This is a genomic window from Hydrocarboniphaga sp. FW305-C-57 (assembly GCF_058783045.1).
The window spans coordinates 220,163-239,225 of record NZ_JBYSYG010000003.1 but is presented as its reverse complement, the minus strand read 5'-3'; the positions used below and the strand labels follow the sequence as shown (position 1 = coordinate 239,225).

Genomic DNA, 19,063 nt, shown 5'->3' with positions numbered 1-19,063 from the left:
GCCGGTCCGTCGTATGGAAACCCCGTTGCGGCGTCCGCCGTTCGCTTTCGCCAAGCGCCACGGCCTGATCGTCACCGAAGACCGCGTCGATCACGTGCTGGTGGCCGCGCGCCCGGGCGCCACGCTCGATGCGCTGCAGGAGACGCGGCGCTTCGTCGGTCGTCCTGTGCGCCTGCAGAACGTCACCGCGCCCGAGTTCGACGCCCTGCTCTCACGCACCTACGAAGGCCAGACCGCAGCCACCGCAAGCCTCATGCAGGGGCTCAACGATGAGGAAGACGCCGACCTCGACGCGATCGCCCACGCATTGCAGGAGAACCAGGATCTGCTCGAATCGAGCGACGACGCGCCGGTCATCAAGTTCATCAACGGCCTGCTCGTCGAGGCGATCAAGGAGAACGCCTCGGACATCCACGTCGAGACCTTCGAGAATCGCCTGACCGTGCGCTTTCGCGTCGACGGCGTGCTGCGCGAAATCATGTCACCTCCGCGCGCGCTCGCGCCGCGCCTGGTCTCGCGCATCAAGGTCATGGCCAAGCTCGACATCGCCGAGAAGCGCCTGCCGCAGGACGGCCGCATCAGCCGCGCCTTCGGCGGCCGCAAGGTCGACGTGCGCGTGTCGACGATTCCCACCGGCGTGAATGCCGAACGCGTGGTGATGCGTATCCTCGACAAGCAGGCCGACCGGCTCGATCTCGAGCAGATCGGCATCGCCGACGAGCAGATCGAAATGCTCCGGCGCATCATCTTCCGGCCCTACGGCATCCTGCTCGTGACCGGCCCGACCGGTTCGGGCAAGACGACGACGCTGTACTCCGCGCTGTCGGTGCTCAACGACCGCAGCCGCAACATCATGACGGTCGAGGATCCGATCGAGTACTACATCGACGGCGTCGGCCAGACCCAGGTCAACACAAAGGTCGAGATGACTTTCGCGCGTGGCCTGCGAGCGATCCTGCGCCAGGATCCGGACGTGGTGATGATCGGCGAAATCCGTGACCTCGAGACCGCCGAGATCGCGGTGCAGGCTTCGCAGACCGGTCACCTCGTGCTGTCGACCTTACATACGAACACCGCCGTCGGTGCGGTCACGCGTCTGCGCGACATGGGCGTGGAGCCGTATCAGCTGAGCTCTTCGCTCGTCGGCCTGATGGCGCAACGTCTCGTGCGCACGCTCTGCAAGCACTGCAAGCAGCCTTACGAAGCGAGCACGAGCGAGAAGGAACAGCTCGGCATCGATCCTTCGCAGCCGCTCGTGCTGTACAAGCCGGTCGGCTGCCCGCAGTGCCGGCACATGGGCTTTCTGGGCCGCAGCGGCATCCACGAGATCATCGAAGTCGACCGCAAGCTCGAATCGATGATCCACGACGGCGCGAGCGAACAGCAGCTCGAGGACTACGCCCGCACCATGAGCATGGGCATCCTGCAATCGGGCCGGAACAAGGTCATCGCCGGCCAGACCACGCTGCGCGAAGTGCTGCGTGTGACGGTGGAAGAGTGACGAACGTGAGGCGTGAGGGGTCAGGCGTGAAGCGTACTCAGGTGCCTCACTGTCTTAGCATCACGTCGCCTTACGCCTAAGCCATGCCCGCCTACGAATACAGCGCGCTCAACGCCCGGGGCCGCGAGGAAAAAGGCCTCATCGAAGGCGACAGTCCGCGCCAGGTGCGGCAGATGCTGCGCGACCGCGGACTTTCGCCGATGTCGGTCGCGCAGGTCGCCGAGAGCAGCATCGCGCAGGCTTCGCCGTTCCAGGCGCGGCGCGGCAGCATCAGCAGCACCGAGCTGTCGCTGTTCACGCGCCAGCTCGCGACGCTCGTGCGCTCGGGCCTGCCGCTCGACGAGGCGCTCGCCGCGGTCTCGCAACAGAGCGAATCCAAGCGCGTGAAGCGCATCGCGCTCGGCGTGCGTAGCGGCGTGCTCGAAGGCAGCACGCTCGCGTTGTCGCTGAACCAGTTTCCGAACGCGTTCCCGCCGCTGTTCCGCGCCACCGTCGAAGCCGGCGAGCAATCGGGCAAGCTCGATCACATCCTCGAGCGGCTCGCCGAATACGTCGAACGCCGTCAGGTCATGCGCAACAAGGTCATGCTCGCGGCCGTGTATCCGGCGATCCTCACGCTCGTCGCGATCGGTGTCGTCGTGCTGCTGCTGACCTACGTCGTTCCGCAGGTCGTCGGCGTGTACGCGGACATCAAGGCGGACCTGCCGCCGCTGACGACGGGGCTCATCGCGGTCAGCAATTTCCTGCGCAATTACGGCGTGTTCCTGCTCATCCTGATTGTGATCGGCGGCTTCACCTTCAACCGCCTCATGAAGAACGACAGCTTCAAGCGCAAGGTGCATCGTCGCCAACTCGGCCTGCCGCTGATCGGCCGGCTCACGCGCGGTGCCAACACCGGCCGCTTCACGCGCACGCTCGGCATTCTGTTCGGCAGCGGCGTGCCGATACTCGAAGCCATGCGCATCGGCACGCAGGTGGTCACCAACCTGCCGATGCGCGATGCGATCGAAACTGCGGCGCGCAAGGTGCGCGAAGGCGCGAGCCTTTATCGCTCGCTGTCGGAGAGCAAGTTGTTCCCGCCGATCACCGTGCACCTGATCGCGAGCGGCGAATCGTCGGGCAGGCTCGACGAAATGCTCGATCGCGCAGCGGAAAACCAGGAACGCGAAGTCGAGACCCTGGTCGCCGCGGTGATGGGCATCTTCGAGCCCGTGCTGATTCTCGCGATGGGCGCGATCGTGCTCGTGATCGTGCTCGCGATCCTGCTGCCGATCTTCGACTTGAATCAGCTCGTGAAGTGAGCTTGCGAGATCGTTCGCGGCTCGCGCCGCGGCGAACGATCGGACCGCGTCAGCTGCCCGGCGAAAGCGGCTGGTCGAGCCCCGCGTTGGCGAGCAGCCTGGCGATGCGGGCCGGCACGTTCTTCTCGACCTCGCGCAGCGCCATCTCGATCGCATTGTCGAATGCGAGCGCATCGGCGCCGCCGTGCGACTTGATGACGATGCCCTGCAGGCCGACGAAGCTCGCACCGTTGTAGCGGCGCGGATCGATGCGCTTCGACAGCGCCTTGAGCGCCGGCATCGAGGCCATCGCACCCGCACGCGTGATGACGTTGCGCTCGAACTCTTCGCGCATGAACTGGCGAATGAGCTTGGCGATGCCCTCGCCGGTTTTGAGCGCGACGTTGCCGACGAAGCCATCGCAAACCACCACGTCGACGTCCGACAGAAACACGCCGTCGCCTTCGACGAAACCGACGTAGTTGAGCGCGGACGCCTGCAGCCGAGCCGCGGCGTTCTTGATGGTGTCGTTGCCCTTGATCTCTTCGGCGCCGATGTTGAGCAGCGCCACGCGCGGCTTGTCGACGCCCATTACCGCCGTCACGAGCGCCGAGCCCATGACCGCGAACTGCACGAGCTGCTCGGCGTTGCACTCGGCATTGGCGCCGAGATCGAGCATGTGCACGGGGTGCAGCACCGCCGGCAGCGCGGAGACGATGGCCGGCCTGTCGATGCCCGGCAGCGTCTTGAGCACGAAGCGCGCGGTGGCCATCAGCGCACCGGTGTTGCCGGCCGAGACCGCCGCGTTGACCCGGCCACTCTTGACCAGATCGACCGCCACGCGCATCGATGAATCCTTCTTGTGCCGCAGCGCCCTGGACGGCGGCTCGTCCATCGCCACGACCTGGCTCGCATGCTGGATGCTGAGCCGCTTGCCGACCTGCCAGCTCGTGTCGAGCAGGCAGGCACGCAGGCGAACCTGGTCGCCCACGAGCACGATATGCAATTTTTTGTGGCGCTCCAGACACGACAAAGCGGCGGGCACGGTCACCGAAAGACCGTGATCGCCGCTCATCGCATCGACCGCCAGAACGATGGGCTGAGCCATCGGGCGGCGCCGAGGATTACTCCTCGGTGGTTTCCGCTGCTGCCTTCTCGATCACCTTGCGGCCACGGTAGTAGCCGTCGGCGGTGACGTGGTGACGCAGATGCGTCTCGCCCGAGGTCGGATCGACCGACAGGGCGGGCTTGGTCAGGGCGTCGTGCGAACGACGGTGACCACGATAGGAACGCGATTTTTTGGATTTTGCGACGGCCATGACTGACTTCCTTCAGGCGGACTCCGAGAGCCCGTTATTGCTTCTTCAATAATTGCGCGAAAGGATTCGGTTTCTTCTGCTCCGTTGCCGGCTCAGGCTCCGATTCCTCTGCCGAGGATTCCGCTTCCGCGGTCGCCTCACATTCACTGCAGCGCGGCATCATCGGCAGCGCCAGCAGCACCTCATTCTCGACGATCTCCACCAGCGGCAGCTTATCGTCCTCGACCAAAAACGGATCCGCTTCTTCCAGCACCCGCGCCTCTTCGGCTTCGCTCTGCACGAGCCTAAGCTCGACATCGACGTCCACGGGCCACTCGAAGGCGTTCAGGCAGCGCTGGCAGGTCAACCACAGACCGCCTTCGACTCGCCCTCTCAACCAGCTGCCTTTCCGGTCCCGTTCCAGGCCCAGTTCCGCTTTGAGCGTGGAACCGGGCTGCACGAGCTCGGGGCTCAGGCGCTCCAGGGAAGCCGGGTCGATTTCGCCGGCATATTGCGCTGACCGAGTCAGTCCAGCGCTGGCCTTGATGTACTGCGGAATCGGCATGGGGGCTTCACCAGGGCGGCGGATGATAGAGTTCCGACCCCACGAAGTCAAAGCTTTTCTCACCGTTATGCCCTCGCCCTACACCCTCTCCAAAGCCAGTATCGCGATCGGCGACGACCGTCCGCTGGTGCTGGCTTCGACTTCTAAATATCGCTCCGAACTGCTGCGCCGGCTGGGCCTGCCGTTCGTGCAGGAGGCGCCGGGAGTCGACGAGACCGAATTGCCCGGCGAGGCGCCCGAAGCCCGGGCCCGCCGGCTCGCCTCGCTGAAGGCCAAGGCCGTCGCCGAACGGCGGCCGCGCCAGTGGGTGCTCGGCTCGGACCAGGTCGCCTATTGCGGCGGGCAGATCCTGCGCAAACCCGGATCGCCTGAGGCCAATGTCGAACAGCTGCTCGCCCTGAGCGGCCGCGAAGCCGGCTTCGCGACCGCGATCGCGCTCGTCTCGGGGTCGACCGAGCTCTTCGCCGTCGACCTGACCGTGGTGCAGTTCCGCACCCTGAGCCGTGACGAGGTCGAGCGCTACGTGACCGCCGAGCCCGCGCACGATTGCGCGGGCGGCTTCAAGGTCGAGGGGCTCGGCATCAGCCTGTTCGAATCGGTCCGCAACCAGGACCCGACCGCGCTCGTCGGCCTACCGCTGATCGCGCTCCGTCGCCTGCTCGCCGAGGCCGGCTCAGCGGTGCCCTAGCCAGAGCGGCAACTGGGCGACGTACTCGATCACCGCCTCGGCACCGGCGGCGCGCAGGCGATCGCCGTTGTGGACGCCGCATTCGACCCCGACCACGGCCATGCCGAGCGCGGCCGCCATCTGCGTGTCGTATTCGGTGTCGCCGACCATCAGCGCCCGCTCGGCCGGCACCTCGAGTTCGGCCAGCAGCTCGCGCAGCATCAGCGGATCGGGCTTCGACGCCGTCTCGTCGGCCGTGCGCGAGGCGACCATGAGCTGCCCGACGCGCTCGTGACGCTTGAACGAGCGCACCATTCCCTTCCTCGACTTTCCTGTCGCGACTGCGAGCAAGTATTGATGCTCGTTGAGTTTTTCGAGCGCCTCGAGCGCTCCGGCGAACAGCGGCGCCTCGGGCGGCTGATTGGCCAGGTAGCGATCGCGGTACGAAATCAGCAGCTGCATGATCTCGTCCGCATCGAGCTCCGGATACAGCCGGGTCAGCACATCGTTGAGCCCGAGCCCGATCAGGTCGCGGATCTCGTGGTCGGTGCGCGGCGGCAGCTGGAGCTCGTCGATCGCGCCCTGCATGGCGCCGACAATCTGGGCGGCCGAGTCGGCCAGGGTTCCGTCCCAGTCGAAGATGATGAGGTCGAAGCGTCGCATCTGAGTTCCAGTTGGCCATCCTTGGCGCAGAGCCCGGCCCGGCCATCCATGGCCGGGCGTTCACCGGGATGGATTGCCCAATGGCAATCCATCTGTTTCCGGTTCACCCGTCCCAGTCGAAGATGATGAGGTCGAAGCGTCGATCGGCGCTCATCGCGCCGCCTGCGGCAGGCCGTTGAGGAAGTCGCGCAGCTCGTCGGGCATCGGCGCCGCGACGATCAGCTTGGCGAACTCGCCGTCGGCCGGCAGCTCCAGGAAGTGGGAGTGCAGGAACATGCGCTTGAGTCCGCGATCACGCAGCGGCTTGTGCACCTCGCGCTCACCGTACTTGCGGTCACCGGCCACCGGATGGCCGAGCGCGAGCGAATGCACGCGAATCTGGTGGGTGCGGCCCGAAAAGATTTCGACCTCGCAGAGCGTGGCCTCCTTGTACCGGGCCTGCGGCGTGAAGCGGCTTTTCGACGGCTTTCCGTCTTCTTCGTCCAACTCCACGTAACGCTCGCCGTTCTGCAGCCGATTTTTCACGAGCGCGGCATCGACGTCGCGCGCCTCACCTTTCCAGCGCCCGCACAGCAGGGCGAAGTAGCGCTTGTCGGAAGTGCCGTGCTGGAACGCCCTCTGCGCGCGCAGCAATGCAGGACGCGTCTTGGCGAGCAGCAGCACGCCGCTGGTGTCGCGGTCCAGGCGATGGGCCAGCTCGATGAATTCGTAGCTGTTCCAGGCACGGATCGCTTCGATCACCCCATACGGCAAGCCCGTACCACCATGCGAGGCATAACCGGCCGGCTTGTTGAGCGCCAGATAATGAGCATCCTCGTGGACGATGCACTCGCGCAGACGGTTGAGCACCTCGTCGGGCGGGCGCACGGCCTCGCCTTTCTCGGCCACGCGGACCGGCGGAACCCGGATCTCGTCGCCCTCTTCGAGCTTGCGTTCGGGCTTGGCCCGGCCGCCGTTGACGCGCACCTGGCCGGACCGCAACAAACGGTACACATGGGACTTCGGTACGCCAGGCAACTGCTTCAACAGGAAATTGTCGATACGCTGGCCGGCGTCCTGCGCCTTGGCGCGTACGTGCCGGACCTGGGGTTTCTCAGCTGGCAAAATGTGACAACTCCGTGCATTCTAGTAACCGGAGTCTCTCGCCCCGGCAGCGGCCTTGCGTCTGCGCCAGGAGAGACCTGAGGGTCGGGCCGTAGCGCCGGCGTGTCGCAAGTCTACCAGCGCCACGACCCATCCGATCAGATCTCGTGACTCTCTAAAGCTCTCTGGGCTTGTATTACATGCCTGCGGCATGCGGCTGCAATGAAGCAGCCGATGACGCAGATCCTTTTAGTCAGCATCGCTCCCGCAAGGGTCGGGCACAGAAACGCGCGGAGTACCTCATGCGCCAGAAGATTACCCGTACCGCGGTCGAGCGCACCCTCATAGACCGCATCAATGAAAAGAATCCTCATCAACGCCACGCAGCGCGAGGAATTGCGCGTGGCCATCGTCGACGGGCAGAAGCTTTTTGACCTCGACATCGAGCTCGCCAGCCGCGAGCAGAAAAAGTCCAATATCTACAAGGGCCGGATCACTCGCGTAGAGCCCAGCCTCGAGGCCTGCTTCGTCGACTACGGCGCCGAGCGCCACGGCTTTCTGCCGCTCAAGGAAGTCTCCAAGAGCTATTTCAAGCAATCGTCGGGCAACATCCGCGATCTTCTTTCGGAAGGTCAGGAAATCATCGTCCAGGTCGAGAAGGAAGAGCGCGGCAACAAGGGCGCGGCCCTGACCACGTTCATCAGCCTCGCCGGACGCTATCTGGTACTGATGCCGAACAACCCGAAGGCGGGCGGCGTGTCGCGCCGGGCCGAGGGCGAGGATCGCGAGGAGGCCAAGCAGGCCCTCGAACAGCTGCAGATTCCGGACACGATGGGCGTCATCGTCCGCTCCAACGGCATCGGCCGCACCGCCGAAGAACTGCAGTGGGACGCCAACTACCTCATCGAAATCTGGACCGCGATCGAGAAGGCATCGACCGAACGTAGCGGATCTTTCCTGATCTACCAGGAAAACAACATCATCCTGCGCGCATTGCGCGACTATCTGCGCCCGGACATCGGCGAAGTCGTGATCGACAACGCCGAGATCTTCGAGCAGGCCCGGCAGCACATGGAACATGTGATGCCGCAGAACCTGCCGCGCCTGAAGCTCTACAGCGACGACGTGCCGCTGTTCTCGCGCTACCAGATCGAGAGCCAGATCGAACTTGCCCACGAGCGCACCGTGCGCCTGCCCTCGGGCGGCAGCATCGTCATCGACATGGGCGAAGCGCTGACGGCCGTCGACATCAATTCGGCCAAGGCCACCGGCGGCGGCAGTATCGAGGACACCGCGCTCAACACCAACCTGGAAGCCGCCGACGAAATCGCGCGCCAGCTGCGCCTGCGCGACCTGGGCGGCCTGGTCGTGATCGATTTCATCGACATGAACAGCTCCAAGAATCAGAAGGAAGTCGAGCGTCGCCTCGAAAAGGCCTGCGAAATCGATCGCGCCCGCATCCAGCTCGGCCGCATCTCGCGCTTCGGGCTCATGGAAATGTCGCGCCAGCGCCTGCGTCCGTCGCTCGGCGAGCACACCCAGATCGCCTGCCCGCGCTGCGAAGGCCGCGGCCAGATCCGCAGCGTCGAATCGCTGTCGCTGTCGATCCTGCGCCTGATCGAGGAAGAGGCGATGAAGGACCGCACCGGCCGCGTGATCGCGCAGGTGCCGGTCGACGTCGGCACCTTCCTGCTCAACGAGAAGCGCGCCGTGGTGCGCGAGATCGAAGCGCGCTGCCGCGTCTCGATCGCCCTGATCCCGAACGCGACGCTGCATTCTCCGCACTTCGAGATCAAGCGCGTGCGCGCCGATCACCTGCAGCAGGAGAACAACGCGGCGTCGAGCCATCTGCTTGCGCAGAACTTCGACGCCAAGCCGCTCGAAGACGCCGCGGGCGGCCGTGCTCCGGCGCGCGTGGCCGAGGCGGCGGTCAAGCAGATCGTGCCGTCGACGCCGGCTCCGGCCGCGCCGACGCCCGCTCCGGCAGCGGCGCCGGCGCCAGCGCCGGTCGCCCTGCAGCCGACTGCTGCGGGCGAAAGCTTCTGGACCCGGCTGTTGCGCCTGTTCGGCATCGGCGCCACGCCGGTCGAAAGCGCCAAGCCGGCGGAACCGGTTCGCGGCCAGCGCCAGCAGGGCGGCGGTCGCCGCGATGATCGCCGTGGCGGTCAGCAGCGCAACGATGGCCGTCGCGACGAGCGCCAGGGCCGCGACGGCGGTCGCGACCAGCAGCGCGATCAGAACAACGCGCGTCGCGACAACAACCGCAACGCCGGCGGCGGCAACAACGCGCCGCAGCAGAAGCCACAACCGCAGCAGCCGCGTCGCGACGAGCGCGGCAACGATCGCAGCGGCGAGCAGCGCAACAACAATCCGCGCCCTCAGCAACAGCCCCAGCAGCAGCGCCCGGCTCCGGCCAACGAGGCTGTGGCCGCCGAAGCCGCAGCTGGCCAGAACCAGGGTCCGCGTCCGCAGCTGCCGCCCGGCGGCCAGCCGCGCCAGCACGGGGACGAGGAGCGCAGCGGCCGCAGCCGTCGTGGCCGCCGCAACCGCAACCGCGGCGATCGCCGCCCGCAGGACGGCTCGGAAGCCGAGGGAACCGAAGGCGTCGAGGTCACGCGCGATTCGCTGCCGGCCGATCTGGCCGCCGCCCTGACCCGCGCCAGCGCCGCGACGGCGGTCTCGGTGACGGTCGCCGATGCGGTCGAGCCGGTCGAAGCCTCGCTGCCGGTTCCGGCCGAGCCGCCGGTCGGCGACCTCATTCGCGAAAGCCGGACCGATCTGCCGGCCTTCGAACCCGAGAACACGTCGGGCCAGCAGGCCGACGGCGAGCCGCAGAGCAGCGCCGCGAGCGCCCAGTCGTTCGCCCCGAACGCGGTGCGCTACGAGAACGTCGAGTCGCGCTTCCCGGTCATCGACTTCGAGCCGGCCGAAGCGGTCGAGGAACAGCCCGCGCCCGTCGAAACCGCGGTTGGCGTCGAGGCCGAACCGGCGACGGCAGACGTCGAAATGACCGCCGCCGAAGAAATCGCGAGCCCGGCGACGGCTGAAGAGCCCGCGCCCGCGCCTGTTGAAGAAGCACAGGCTCCGGTCGCCGAACCTGCCGCCGTGATCGACGCCCTCGTCGAACCGATCGAAGCGGCGGAAACCGAGGTGCCGGCCGAGCGCACGGCGGCACTGTCCGAGCAGATCGTGCAGATCGAGACGGTTCAGCCGGTCGAGCCCGAGCCGCCGGTCGCCGAAGTCGCGGCCTCGCCCGTCGAAGCGGCGGAGCAGCCCGAGCCGATCGCGGAAGAACCCGCGGCCGTGGAAGCGGTGCTGGAAGCCGAGGTGACGACGGCCGAGCCCGAAATCGCGCCGCAGAGCGAGCCCGTTGCGGCCGAAGAACCGCAACCGGCCCCGACTCCGGCCGAGCCGCCGAAGCCGGCCGCTCCGCGCTTCATCCAGGTCGAGACGCGCAGCAATCCGTTCGAAAGCGAAAAGCCCGAGGACGAGCGGAAGTCCTAGCGACTTCTTGCTTCACCAACGAAAACGGCGCCCACCAGGCGCCGTTTTCGTTTGCGTGACCGCTTGCAGCGAAGATCAGCGCCGAGCCAGCGCCGCCGTCACGAAGGCCAGGTCTTCCTCGGTGTCGACTCCGCGCGGCGGCGGATCGTTGGTGATGCCGAGCTTGATGCGCATGCCGTGCGCGAGCGCGCGCAGCTGTTCGAGCGCCTCGCAGTCCTCGAGCGGAGCCGGCGGCAGGCCGCTGAATTCGGCGAGCCGGTTCGCGCGGTAGGCGTAGAGCCCGATGTGGCGGAACGCGAGCCCTTCGGGCAGCACGGGCTTCTCACGCGTCGCGCCATCGCGACGCCACGGAATCGGGGCGCGCGAGAAATACAGCGCGTAGCCGCGGCGGTCGGCGGTCACCTTGACCACGTTCGGATTGAGCCAGTCCTCGACCGAATGCAGCGGATGCGCGAGCGTGGCGATATCGGCGACCGGATCTTCGGCCAGCAGGGCCGCGGCCTGGCGCAGCAGCGCCGGCGGCATCAGCGGCTCGTCGCCCTGCAGGTTCACGACGATGGTGCTGTCGTCCCAGCCTTCGGTGCGCGCGACTTCGTTGGCGCGATCGGTGCCCGAATTGTGGCTCGCCGACGTGAGCCGCACTTCGGCGCCGAAGCCACGCGCCGCGCTCGCGACGCTCTCGTCGTCGGTGGCGACGATGACCTGTTCGGCACCGCTCGCACGCGCGGCCTCCCAGACGTGCGCGATGACCGGCTTGCCGTGCACGTCGCGCAGCACCTTGCCGGGCAGGCGCGTCGAGCCCAGGCGAGCCGGAATCACCACCTTGAACTTGACGGCCTTCTTCGGATCGACGGCGCTCATGCCTCGAGCTCCTCGTCGGAGAGCGCGCGGGCCTCTTCTTCGAGCATCACCGGAATGCCGTCGCGCACCGGATATGCGAGGCGAGAGGCCTTGCACCAGAGTTCCTGCTGCTCCGGGCGCCACTGCAAGGGCGCCTTGGAAACCGGGCAGACGAGTATGTCGAGCAGACGCTTGTCCATGTTCTGTTTGTTCACCTTGTCTCGTGAAACGCGGCAGCCTTGGCCGCGTTCCGCAGGGCCATGCAGGATACTCTCACGCGCGCCTCGTCCGCAGCCGACAACTGCGCCGATACCGGCAGGGCCCAGGCGCGTTCGTCTGCGAACGCGCGGCATTTGACCGCATCCTTCTCGGTCATGAGCACCGGCAGCGCGTCGCCGAAGCGCAGGTCCTGCGCACTGAAACGATGGTGATCGGCGAAGGCATGCTCGATGAGCTGCAGGCCCGCCGCACGCAGGCTCGCGAAGTAGCGCTGCGGATGTCCGATGCCGGCGACCGCATGCACGGTTTCACCGCGCCAGCTTGCGAGCGGACGCTCCGCGGCGCCGACCAGCGAGCGCGTCTGCGAGGCCTGCAGTTCGAAGCGCAGCGCATCGGGCCGCTCATCGAAACCCGCGCCGTTGACGACGACGAAATCGACTTCATCGAGCCGCGCAGGCGGCTCGCGCAAAGGCCCGGCCGGCATCAGGGCGCGATTGCCGAGTCCGCGCGCGCCGTCGATCACGCAGAACTCTAGCTGTCGCGGCAAACGATAGTGCTGCAGGCCATCGTCGGCGACGAGCACGTCGACCTCGCCGCTGTCGATCAGCAGCTGCGCTGCGGCCAGCCGATCGGGCGCAACGACCACGGGCGCGCCCGTGCGCAGCGCGATCAGCAAGGGCTCGTCGCCGCAGTGCGCGGGATCGCTGTCCGCGCGCACGCGCAGCGGATACTGCGGCGCCTTGCCGCCGTAGCCGCGCGAAATCACGCCGGGCGAGAAGCCCCATTCGCGCAGATGTTCGATGAGCCAGATCGCGAATGGCGTCTTGCCGGTTCCGCCGACGCTGATGTTGCCGACGACGATCACGGGCAAGGGCAGCGCCTTCTGCTGCGCGACTAGATGCTCGCGCCGACGCTTCGCGATGAAGCCATACAGCGCAGCGAGCGGACGCAGCGCGAGCGGCGCTTGCGCTCGCTCGTACCACAGCCGCTGCAGGCGATCGCTCAAACGAAGATCCGCGTCAGCCGGCGACCGCGGCCGGCTCCTGGAATTGCATGCGATGCAAGGCCGCGTAGATGCCGCCGCGATCGAGCAGCTCCTGATGCGCGCCCTGCTCCACCGCGCGGCCTTCCTGCATGACGACGATGCGATCGGCGTTCTGCACCGTCGACAGGCGATGCGCGATCACCAGCGTGGTGCGGCCGACGACGAGCCGCTCGAGCGCAGCCTGGATCAGCCGCTCGGATTCGGTATCGAGCGCCGAAGTCGCTTCGTCGAGAATCAGGATCGGCGCGTTCTTGAGCAGCGCACGCGCGATCGCCAGACGCTGGCGCTGTCCGCCCGACAGATTCACGCCGTTCTGGCCGAGCATCGTATTGAGCCCTTCGGGCAGTTTCTCGATGAACTCCCAGGCGTTCGCGGCCTTGGCCGCCTCGATGATCTGCGCCTGGTCGGGCAGCTTTTCGAGCCCGTAGGCGATGTTCTCGGCAATCGTCGCGTTGAACAGGCGCACCTGCTGATCGACGAGCGCGACCTGCGAGCGCAGGTCGTGCAGCGAGTATTCGCGCAGGTCGTGTCCATCGAGCAGCACTTCGCCGCTGTCGACGTCGTAGAAGCGTGGAATCAGCGACAGCAGCGTCGATTTGCCCGAGCCCGAACGACCGACGAAAGCCACGGTCTGGCCGGGCTCGATCATCACCGAAACCCCGCGCAGCGCCTCGGGCATTTCTTCGGAATAGCGGAAGTGCACGTCGCGGAATTCGATCGCACCGGTGGCGCGCTCGATCGGCCGCGTGCCGCCGGGCGCTTCGGCCGGCTCGGACATGATGCGGAACACATCGCCCGCCGCCGAAATGCCGCGCTGCACTTTCTCGTTGACGTTGCCGAGGCTGCGCATCGGATTCATCACCGCGAGCATCGCGCCGACGAAGGAGACGAAGGTTCCGGGCGTGATTTCGGCGAGCCGCTCGGGCTGCGTCGCGAAAAAGACGATGCCGGCCACCGCCCAGGCGGCGATGAACTGGATCGTCGCCTCGCTGCCTCCGCGCGTGGCGACCATCTTCATCGCGAGCGAACGCGCGCGCGCGTTGACGACATCGAACTGCCGACGCTCGTGCGCCTGCGCGTTGTGGATCTTGACGATGCGCTGGCCGCTCACGGATTCGTCCGCGGCCTGCGCGACCTGGCCCATGTTTTCCTGGATGCGCTTCGAGACCTTGCGGAAACGCTTGCTCACGTAGCCGACGATGCTCGCGATGATCGGCGCGACGATCATGCAGAAGGCGGCGAGCTGCCAGTTGAGCCAGAACATCCAGCCGATCAGGCCGATCACGGTGAGGCCGTCCTTGATCACCGAGGTCAGCGCATTGCTCGCGGCTTCGGCGACCTGCTCGACGTGATAGGTCAGCCGCGCCACGAGCTGCGCCGAACTCATGCGGTCGTAGAAGCGTACGGGCATCTTGAGCAGATGCTCGAACAGCTCGCCGCGCAGCTGCATCACCACGCTGCGCGCGATCCACGACATGCCGTAGCCCGAGGTGAAGCCGGCCACGCCGCGCAGCACGAACAGGCCGACGATGGCCCACGGCAGCCAGCTGATCGTCTGCGGGTCCGGCGACACGAAGGTCTTGTCGAGCAGCGGCCGCATGAGGCTCATGAACGCCACTTCGGTACCCGCGCTCGCGGCCATGCCGATCGCCGCGACGATGAAGATCTTCCAGTGGCCGATCGTGTAGCCGAGCAGGCGGCGGTAGATCGCCAGCGGCTGGAAATCGGCGTTGCCGGGGCTCGTCTGGGACGACGAGGCGAAAGAAGGTTGGGCGTCGGACATTTCCGCCTATGGTAGCGAAGCCTTGATGAACCCATTCGCAGCGCCGGCGATAGGGCGTGAAGGCGCCGCCGCTGGTAGACTCGCGCCCCAGCATGAAGACCCCCAACCTGCAACTCGACAGCCGCGGCCGGCTCCGGCATTTGCTGACGATGGAAGGCTTGTCGCGGGAGCTGATCCTGTCGCTGCTCGACCGCGCCGCCGAACTCGCCGAGGCCACCTCGGGCCCCGAGAAGAAGCTGCCGCTGCTGACCGGACGCACCGTCGTCAACCTGTTCTTCGAAGCCTCCACGCGCACCCGCACCACGTTCGAAGTGGCCGCCAAGCGGCTCTCGGCCGACGTCATCAACCTGCAGATCGCGGCGAGCTCGACCTCCAAGGGCGAGACCCTGCTCGATACGCTCAAGACCATGGAGTCGATGCAGGCCGACATGTTCGTGGTCCGCCACGAGTCCAGCGGCGCAGCGCATTTCTTCGCCGAGCACGCGGCGCCCGGCGTGGCGATCCTCAACGCCGGCGACGGCCGCCATGCGCATCCGACGCAGGGCCTGCTCGACATGTTCACGATCCGCGCGCACAAGGCGCCCGGCAAGCGCGACTTCTCGGGGCTGTCGGTGGCCATCGTCGGCGACGTGCTGCATTCGCGCGTCGCGCGCTCCGACATCCACGGCCTGCGCACGCTCGGCTGCACCGATATCCGCGTGATCGCCCCGCCACCGCTGGTGCCGGTCGGCATCGAGGCGATGGGCGTGCGCGTCTTCCACGAACTCGAGCGCGGCCTCGAAGGCGTCGACGTGGTGATCCTGCTGCGCCTGCAGAAGGAACGCATGCTCGGGGCCTTCCTGCCCTCGCTGTCCGAATTCCACGCCGATTTCGGCCTCACGCGCGAGCGCCTCGCCCGGCTCAAGCCGGACGCCGTAATCATGCATCCCGGGCCGATCAACCGCGGCGTCGAGCTCGAAGGCGACCTCGCCTACGACGAGCGCTCGCTGATCCTGAACCAGGTCACCTACGGCATCGCGGTACGCATGGCGGTGATGGCGGAAATCCTCGGCGAGACCGCCGGTGCGACCGGAGCCGGCGCATGACCTCCCTGCTGATCACCGACGTGCGCGTGCTCGACCCGGTCGCGGGCACCGATGCGATCGCCAACGTCGGCATTCGCGATGGGCGCATCGACCATCACGACGCCGCGCTGCCGAGCGCGAGCTACGACGAAACGATTTCCGGCACCGACCTCTGGCTGATGCCGTCGGCGGTCGACCTCGCCGCGCGCTTCCGCGAGCCGGGGGCGACGCACAAGGCCAGCCTCGCGAGCGAAACCCGCGCCGCGCAGGCCGGCGGCATCGGCTGTGTCGTGCTGCCGCCGGACACTTCTCCGGTCGTCGACACGCCGGCGATGGTCGACCGCATTCGCGGCATCGCGGCCAAAAGCGGCGGGCTCGACGTCGAAATCCTCGGCGCGCTCACGCAAGGCTTGAAGGGCGAAGCGCTCGCGAGCATGAGCGCGCTCAAGCGCGCCGGCTGCGTCGGCTACAGCCAGGCTTTCGCCCCGATCCGCGATGCGCTCGTCGCGCGCCGGGCGCTCGAATACGCGCACGGGCTCGGCCAGGTCATCCACGTGTTCGCGCAGGACGCCGCGCTGTCCAACGGCGGCTGCGCGCACGAAGGGCCGGTCGGTACGCGCCTGGGCCTGCCGCCGATTCCGGTCGCCGCCGAAGTCGCCGCGCTGCGACTGTGGATCTCGCTCGTCGAAGACACCGGCGCGCGCGTGCACTTCTGCCGGTTGTCGACGGCCAGCGGGGCGATGCTCGTCGAATCGGCCCAGTCACGCGGCCTGCCGATCACCGCCGACGTCGCGGCTCACCAGCTGTTCCTGACCGACGCGGATGTCGAAGGCTTCGACGCGATGGCGCATGTCATCCCGCCGCTGCGCGCGGCTCACGATCGTGACGCCCTGCGCGATGCGCTCAAGCGCGGCGTGATCGGCTCGATCTGCTCGGACCACCAGCCGCACGAGGCCGACGCCAAGGTCGATCCGTTCCCGATGACCGAGCCGGGCATTTCAGCGCTCGAGACCCTGCTGCCGCTGAGCCTGCGGCTGGTTCACGAAGGCGTTTTGAGCCCGCTCGAAGTGGCGGACCGCCTGAGCCGGGGACCGTGGCAGGTGCTCGGCCGCCAGGCTTCGGCGCTCCAGGCGACGGCGGCGGCGAATCTCGTGCTCGTCGATCCCGACGCACGCTGGACGCTGGAGCCTCGCGAGCTCGTCAGCCGCGGGCGCAACACGCCGTTCGCGGGCTACGAGTTCACCGGCAGCGTGACGCTCACGCTGCACGCCGGACAGATCGTCCATCGCCGCGCCTGAGCACGGCGGGCCGACACCGGCCTACTTCTTCTGGGTCTTGGGCTTGGGTGCCGGCTCATCGGCCGGCTTGTCGAGCGTGATGTACGGCGAAGACACCGTCGCCGGCAGCGGCCGGGCGGTAAGCGGGCGAACCTGGCCTTCCTGCGCGCGGGAGTAGTTTTCCTGACGGAAGCTGCCTACGGCGGTATCACCGTAGTGACCCTGGTCGATGTCGCCGAAGGCGCCCGAGGTGCGGTCGCCGAACTGGCCGGCCTGGCGGTTGCCGTACGCGGCCGGCGGAATCGCGGCCGACGTCTGGGCCAGTGCTTGCATGCTCAAAACGGCGCCGAGCACGCCCAGGCCAAGCTTGGATGCCGATAAAGTCATGTTGCCGCCCGTCCAGATCGGCTTTCGCCGTCGCCAAAAAGAGCCTCCAGTATAGGCGGCGGGCATGCAGGGATGCCGTACTCGCAATGCGCAATTTGCATGGATATTTTCACTACACGTTCATGCGCCCGCGGATGAATTTAGCCATAATTCATCTGTTTTCCATATGCCAGCCAGGGGTATCACGAATGACGTTTCAGGCGAGCTTCCAAGCCGATCTCGAGAAACTGTTCGGTCTGAAGACCGTCAGCTACAAGTACAACCTCGGCAAGACCGAGCTGTTCCATGAAGCCATCGCCAACGACCGCGGTCGCACCAAGCGCGATGGCGGCGACAACGACCAGAAGGCGTTCCCGACCATCCTCGGCGACCAGGGCCCGCTGGTTTATTACACCGACCCCGATTGCACCGGCCGCCGCACGCGCGACACCTATGCGGTCCAGTGGCCCGAAGTGGCCGACGAGATCTGGTTCAAAGCCGACCTGAACCCCTACGATCCCGAAAAGTACCAAGGCCTGCTCAAGCGCGTGATCGCGCACCTCAACGAGAAGAAGGCCACGCTGTACGTCAAAGACCTCTTCATGGGCTCCGACCCCGATTTCGCGGTGCCCTACCGCTTCGTCGGCGAATACGCGACCCACGCGATGTTCTGCCACAACATGTTCCCGAAGGACCTGCAGGGCGTGAAGGACGTCGACACGCGCCGCTGGACCATGCTCAACGTGCCGAGCTTCGTCTGCGAGCCCGAGATCGACGGCAGCCGCGCCGAAGCCGCCTGCATCATCGACGTGCGCAACAAGATCTGCCTCGTCGCCGGCCGCGCCGACTACTGCGGCGTCAACAAGAAGACCATCTTCACGGTCGGCAACTACCTGCTGCCGAAGGAAGGCCGCCTGTCGATGCACTGCTCGGCCAACGTCGGCAAGAACAACGACGCGGCGATCCTGTTCGGCCTGTCGGGCACCGGCAAGACCACGCTGTCGGCCGACGCCGCGCGCAAGCTCATCGGCGACGACGAGATCATCTGGTCCGACAACGGCCTCTGCAATCTCGAGGACGGCTGCTACGCCAAGCTCATCGACCTCGACAAGGAGGCCGAGCCGGTCATCGCCCAGGCGCTCTCCAAGCCCGGCACGATCATCGAAAACGTGCCGCCGCTGCCTGGCAAGAAGATGGAAGAGTGCCACCCCGACGAGCTCGACCTGTTCGACAGCTCGATCGCCGAGAACACCCGCTTCAGCTACCCGCTCGACGCCAACCCGAACGTGATGCCGAACGGCCAGGGCCCGGCACCGAAGACCATCGTGCTGCTGACCGCCGACGCCTTCGGCGTGCTGCCGCCGGTGTCGATCCTCGAGCCCAAGGACGTCATGTACCACTTCGTTTCGGGCTTCACGGCGCGCGTCGCCGGCACCGAAGTGGGCGTCAAGGAGCCGCAGCCGACGTTCTCGGCCTGCTTCGGCGGCCCGTTCATGGCCCAGCGCCCGAACGTCTATGCCGAGCTGCTCGCCAAGAAGATGGAAACCGCCAACGCGCGCTGTATCCTGCTCAACACGGGCTGGAGCGGCGGCGGCGCCACCACCGGCGGCGCGCGCATGAAGCTCAAGGTCACGCGCGCCCTGCTCAACGCGGCGCTCAACGGCGAGCTCGACAACGTCGAAACCGAAGTGCAGCCCATCCTCAAGCTCAAGATGCCCAAGAGCTGCCCGGGCGTGGATGCCAGCATCCTGAACCCGCGCAACACCTGGGCCGACAAGGACGCCTACGACGCCACCGCGACCAGGCTCCGCGACATGTTCCGCGACAACTTCAAGAAGAAGGGCTTCGCGAGCTTCGGCATCGAAGAGCGCATCTAGGCTTCAAGCGGCATCCGCTGTACCGAACCCC

General features: G+C 66.8%; 17 protein-coding genes. 7 read left to right on the top strand and 10 right to left on the bottom strand.

Annotated elements, in window-relative coordinates; all coding sequences use genetic code 11:
• The first annotated feature begins 13 nt into the window (after positions 1-13).
• Together gspE and gspF are read left to right on the top strand one after the other, a co-directional pair.
• Positions 14-1,501 (top strand): type II secretion system ATPase GspE, encoded by a 1,488-nt coding sequence (gspE, locus tag AC3WUM_RS08440; protein WP_492409773.1) that lies wholly within the window; start codon positions 14-16, stop codon positions 1,499-1,501.
• A gap of 83 nt (positions 1,502-1,584) precedes the next feature.
• The gene (gene gspF / locus AC3WUM_RS08435; protein WP_492409772.1) at positions 1,585-2,802 is read left to right on the top strand and encodes a type II secretion system inner membrane protein GspF; all 1,218 of its coding nucleotides are present in this window, start codon (positions 1,585-1,587) and stop codon (positions 2,800-2,802) included.
• A 49-nt stretch (positions 2,803-2,851) separates the two neighbouring features.
• Here gspF and plsX read toward each other — a convergent pair whose 3' ends face one another.
• The 3 genes from plsX to AC3WUM_RS08420 are packed head-to-tail and all read right to left on the bottom strand — an operon-like array spanning position 2,852 to position 4,644.
• Entirely contained in the window at positions 2,852-3,889 is a 1,038-nt protein-coding gene (gene plsX / locus AC3WUM_RS08430) for a phosphate acyltransferase PlsX (protein WP_492409771.1), read from the bottom strand.
• A gap of 16 nt (positions 3,890-3,905) precedes the next feature.
• Positions 3,906-4,100 carry a 50S ribosomal protein L32 gene (gene rpmF / locus AC3WUM_RS08425; protein ID WP_492409770.1) on the bottom strand — a complete coding sequence of 65 codons (195 nt, stop codon included), beginning with the start codon at positions 4,098-4,100 and terminating at the stop codon, positions 3,906-3,908.
• A 34-nt stretch (positions 4,101-4,134) separates the two neighbouring features.
• Complete coding sequence (locus AC3WUM_RS08420; RefSeq protein ID WP_492409769.1) at positions 4,135-4,644, bottom strand: YceD family protein; 510 nt, start codon at positions 4,642-4,644, stop codon at positions 4,135-4,137.
• 67 nt (positions 4,645-4,711) lie between these two features.
• On the opposite strand from AC3WUM_RS08420, the gene AC3WUM_RS08415 reads away from it, so the two are divergent.
• Positions 4,712-5,332: a Maf family protein gene (locus AC3WUM_RS08415; protein ID WP_492409768.1), complete on the top strand. Its 621-nt coding sequence runs from the start codon at positions 4,712-4,714 to the stop codon at positions 5,330-5,332.
• On the opposite strand, the gene AC3WUM_RS08410 is transcribed toward AC3WUM_RS08415, so the two are convergent.
• Together AC3WUM_RS08410 and AC3WUM_RS08405 are read right to left on the bottom strand one after the other, a co-directional pair.
• Entirely contained in the window at positions 5,318-5,974 is a 657-nt protein-coding gene (locus AC3WUM_RS08410) for an HAD family hydrolase (RefSeq protein WP_492409767.1), read from the bottom strand. The genes AC3WUM_RS08415 and AC3WUM_RS08410 overlap by 15 nt on opposite strands.
• A gap of 150 nt (positions 5,975-6,124) precedes the next feature.
• Positions 6,125-7,078, bottom strand: a complete 954-nt coding sequence (locus AC3WUM_RS08405) for an RluA family pseudouridine synthase (protein WP_492409766.1) — start codon at positions 7,076-7,078, stop codon at positions 6,125-6,127.
• 336 nt (positions 7,079-7,414) lie between these two features.
• On the opposite strand from AC3WUM_RS08405, the gene AC3WUM_RS08400 reads away from it, so the two are divergent.
• A complete protein-coding gene (locus AC3WUM_RS08400) occupies positions 7,415-10,561 on the top strand; it encodes an Rne/Rng family ribonuclease (RefSeq protein ID WP_492409765.1) in 3,147 nt (1,048 codons plus the stop codon).
• Positions 10,562-10,636: 75 nt separating this feature from the next.
• On the opposite strand, the gene kdsB is transcribed toward AC3WUM_RS08400, so the two are convergent.
• Genes kdsB through msbA form a run of 4 tightly spaced genes read right to left on the bottom strand, consistent with a single transcriptional unit; the run spans position 10,637 to position 14,448 of the window.
• A complete protein-coding gene (gene kdsB / locus AC3WUM_RS08395) occupies positions 10,637-11,422 on the bottom strand; it encodes a 3-deoxy-manno-octulosonate cytidylyltransferase (RefSeq protein ID WP_492409764.1) in 786 nt (261 codons plus the stop codon).
• Positions 11,419-11,601: a Trm112 family protein gene (locus AC3WUM_RS08390; protein WP_492409995.1), complete on the bottom strand. Its 183-nt coding sequence runs from the start codon at positions 11,599-11,601 to the stop codon at positions 11,419-11,421. Before AC3WUM_RS08390 ends, kdsB begins: the two co-directional genes overlap by 4 nt.
• 11 nt (positions 11,602-11,612) lie before the next feature.
• Positions 11,613-12,626, bottom strand: a complete 1,014-nt coding sequence (gene lpxK, locus AC3WUM_RS08385) for a tetraacyldisaccharide 4'-kinase (RefSeq protein WP_492409763.1) — start codon at positions 12,624-12,626, stop codon at positions 11,613-11,615.
• A 13-nt stretch (positions 12,627-12,639) separates the two neighbouring features.
• Positions 12,640-14,448: a lipid A export permease/ATP-binding protein MsbA gene (msbA, locus tag AC3WUM_RS08380; RefSeq protein WP_492409762.1), complete on the bottom strand. Its 1,809-nt coding sequence runs from the start codon at positions 14,446-14,448 to the stop codon at positions 12,640-12,642.
• Between the two features lie 92 nt (positions 14,449-14,540).
• Between msbA and AC3WUM_RS08375 the strand changes: the two genes are divergently transcribed.
• Together AC3WUM_RS08375 and AC3WUM_RS08370 are read left to right on the top strand one after the other, a co-directional pair.
• Entirely contained in the window at positions 14,541-15,533 is a 993-nt protein-coding gene (locus AC3WUM_RS08375) for an aspartate carbamoyltransferase catalytic subunit (protein ID WP_492409761.1), read from the top strand.
• Positions 15,530-16,810 carry a dihydroorotase gene (locus AC3WUM_RS08370; RefSeq protein ID WP_492409760.1) on the top strand — a complete coding sequence of 427 codons (1,281 nt, stop codon included), beginning with the start codon at positions 15,530-15,532 and terminating at the stop codon, positions 16,808-16,810. Before AC3WUM_RS08375 ends, AC3WUM_RS08370 begins: the two co-directional genes overlap by 4 nt.
• Positions 16,811-16,831: 21 nt before the next feature.
• On the opposite strand, the gene AC3WUM_RS08365 is transcribed toward AC3WUM_RS08370, so the two are convergent.
• Positions 16,832-17,176 (bottom strand): hypothetical protein, encoded by a 345-nt coding sequence (locus AC3WUM_RS08365; protein ID WP_492409759.1) that lies wholly within the window; start codon positions 17,174-17,176, stop codon positions 16,832-16,834.
• 188 nt (positions 17,177-17,364) lie between these two features.
• Here AC3WUM_RS08365 and AC3WUM_RS08360 point away from each other — a divergent pair, with 188 nt between their 5' ends.
• Positions 17,365-19,032 carry a phosphoenolpyruvate carboxykinase (ATP) gene (locus AC3WUM_RS08360; RefSeq protein ID WP_492409758.1) on the top strand — a complete coding sequence of 556 codons (1,668 nt, stop codon included), beginning with the start codon at positions 17,365-17,367 and terminating at the stop codon, positions 19,030-19,032.
• Positions 19,033-19,063: the final 31 nt, after the last annotated feature.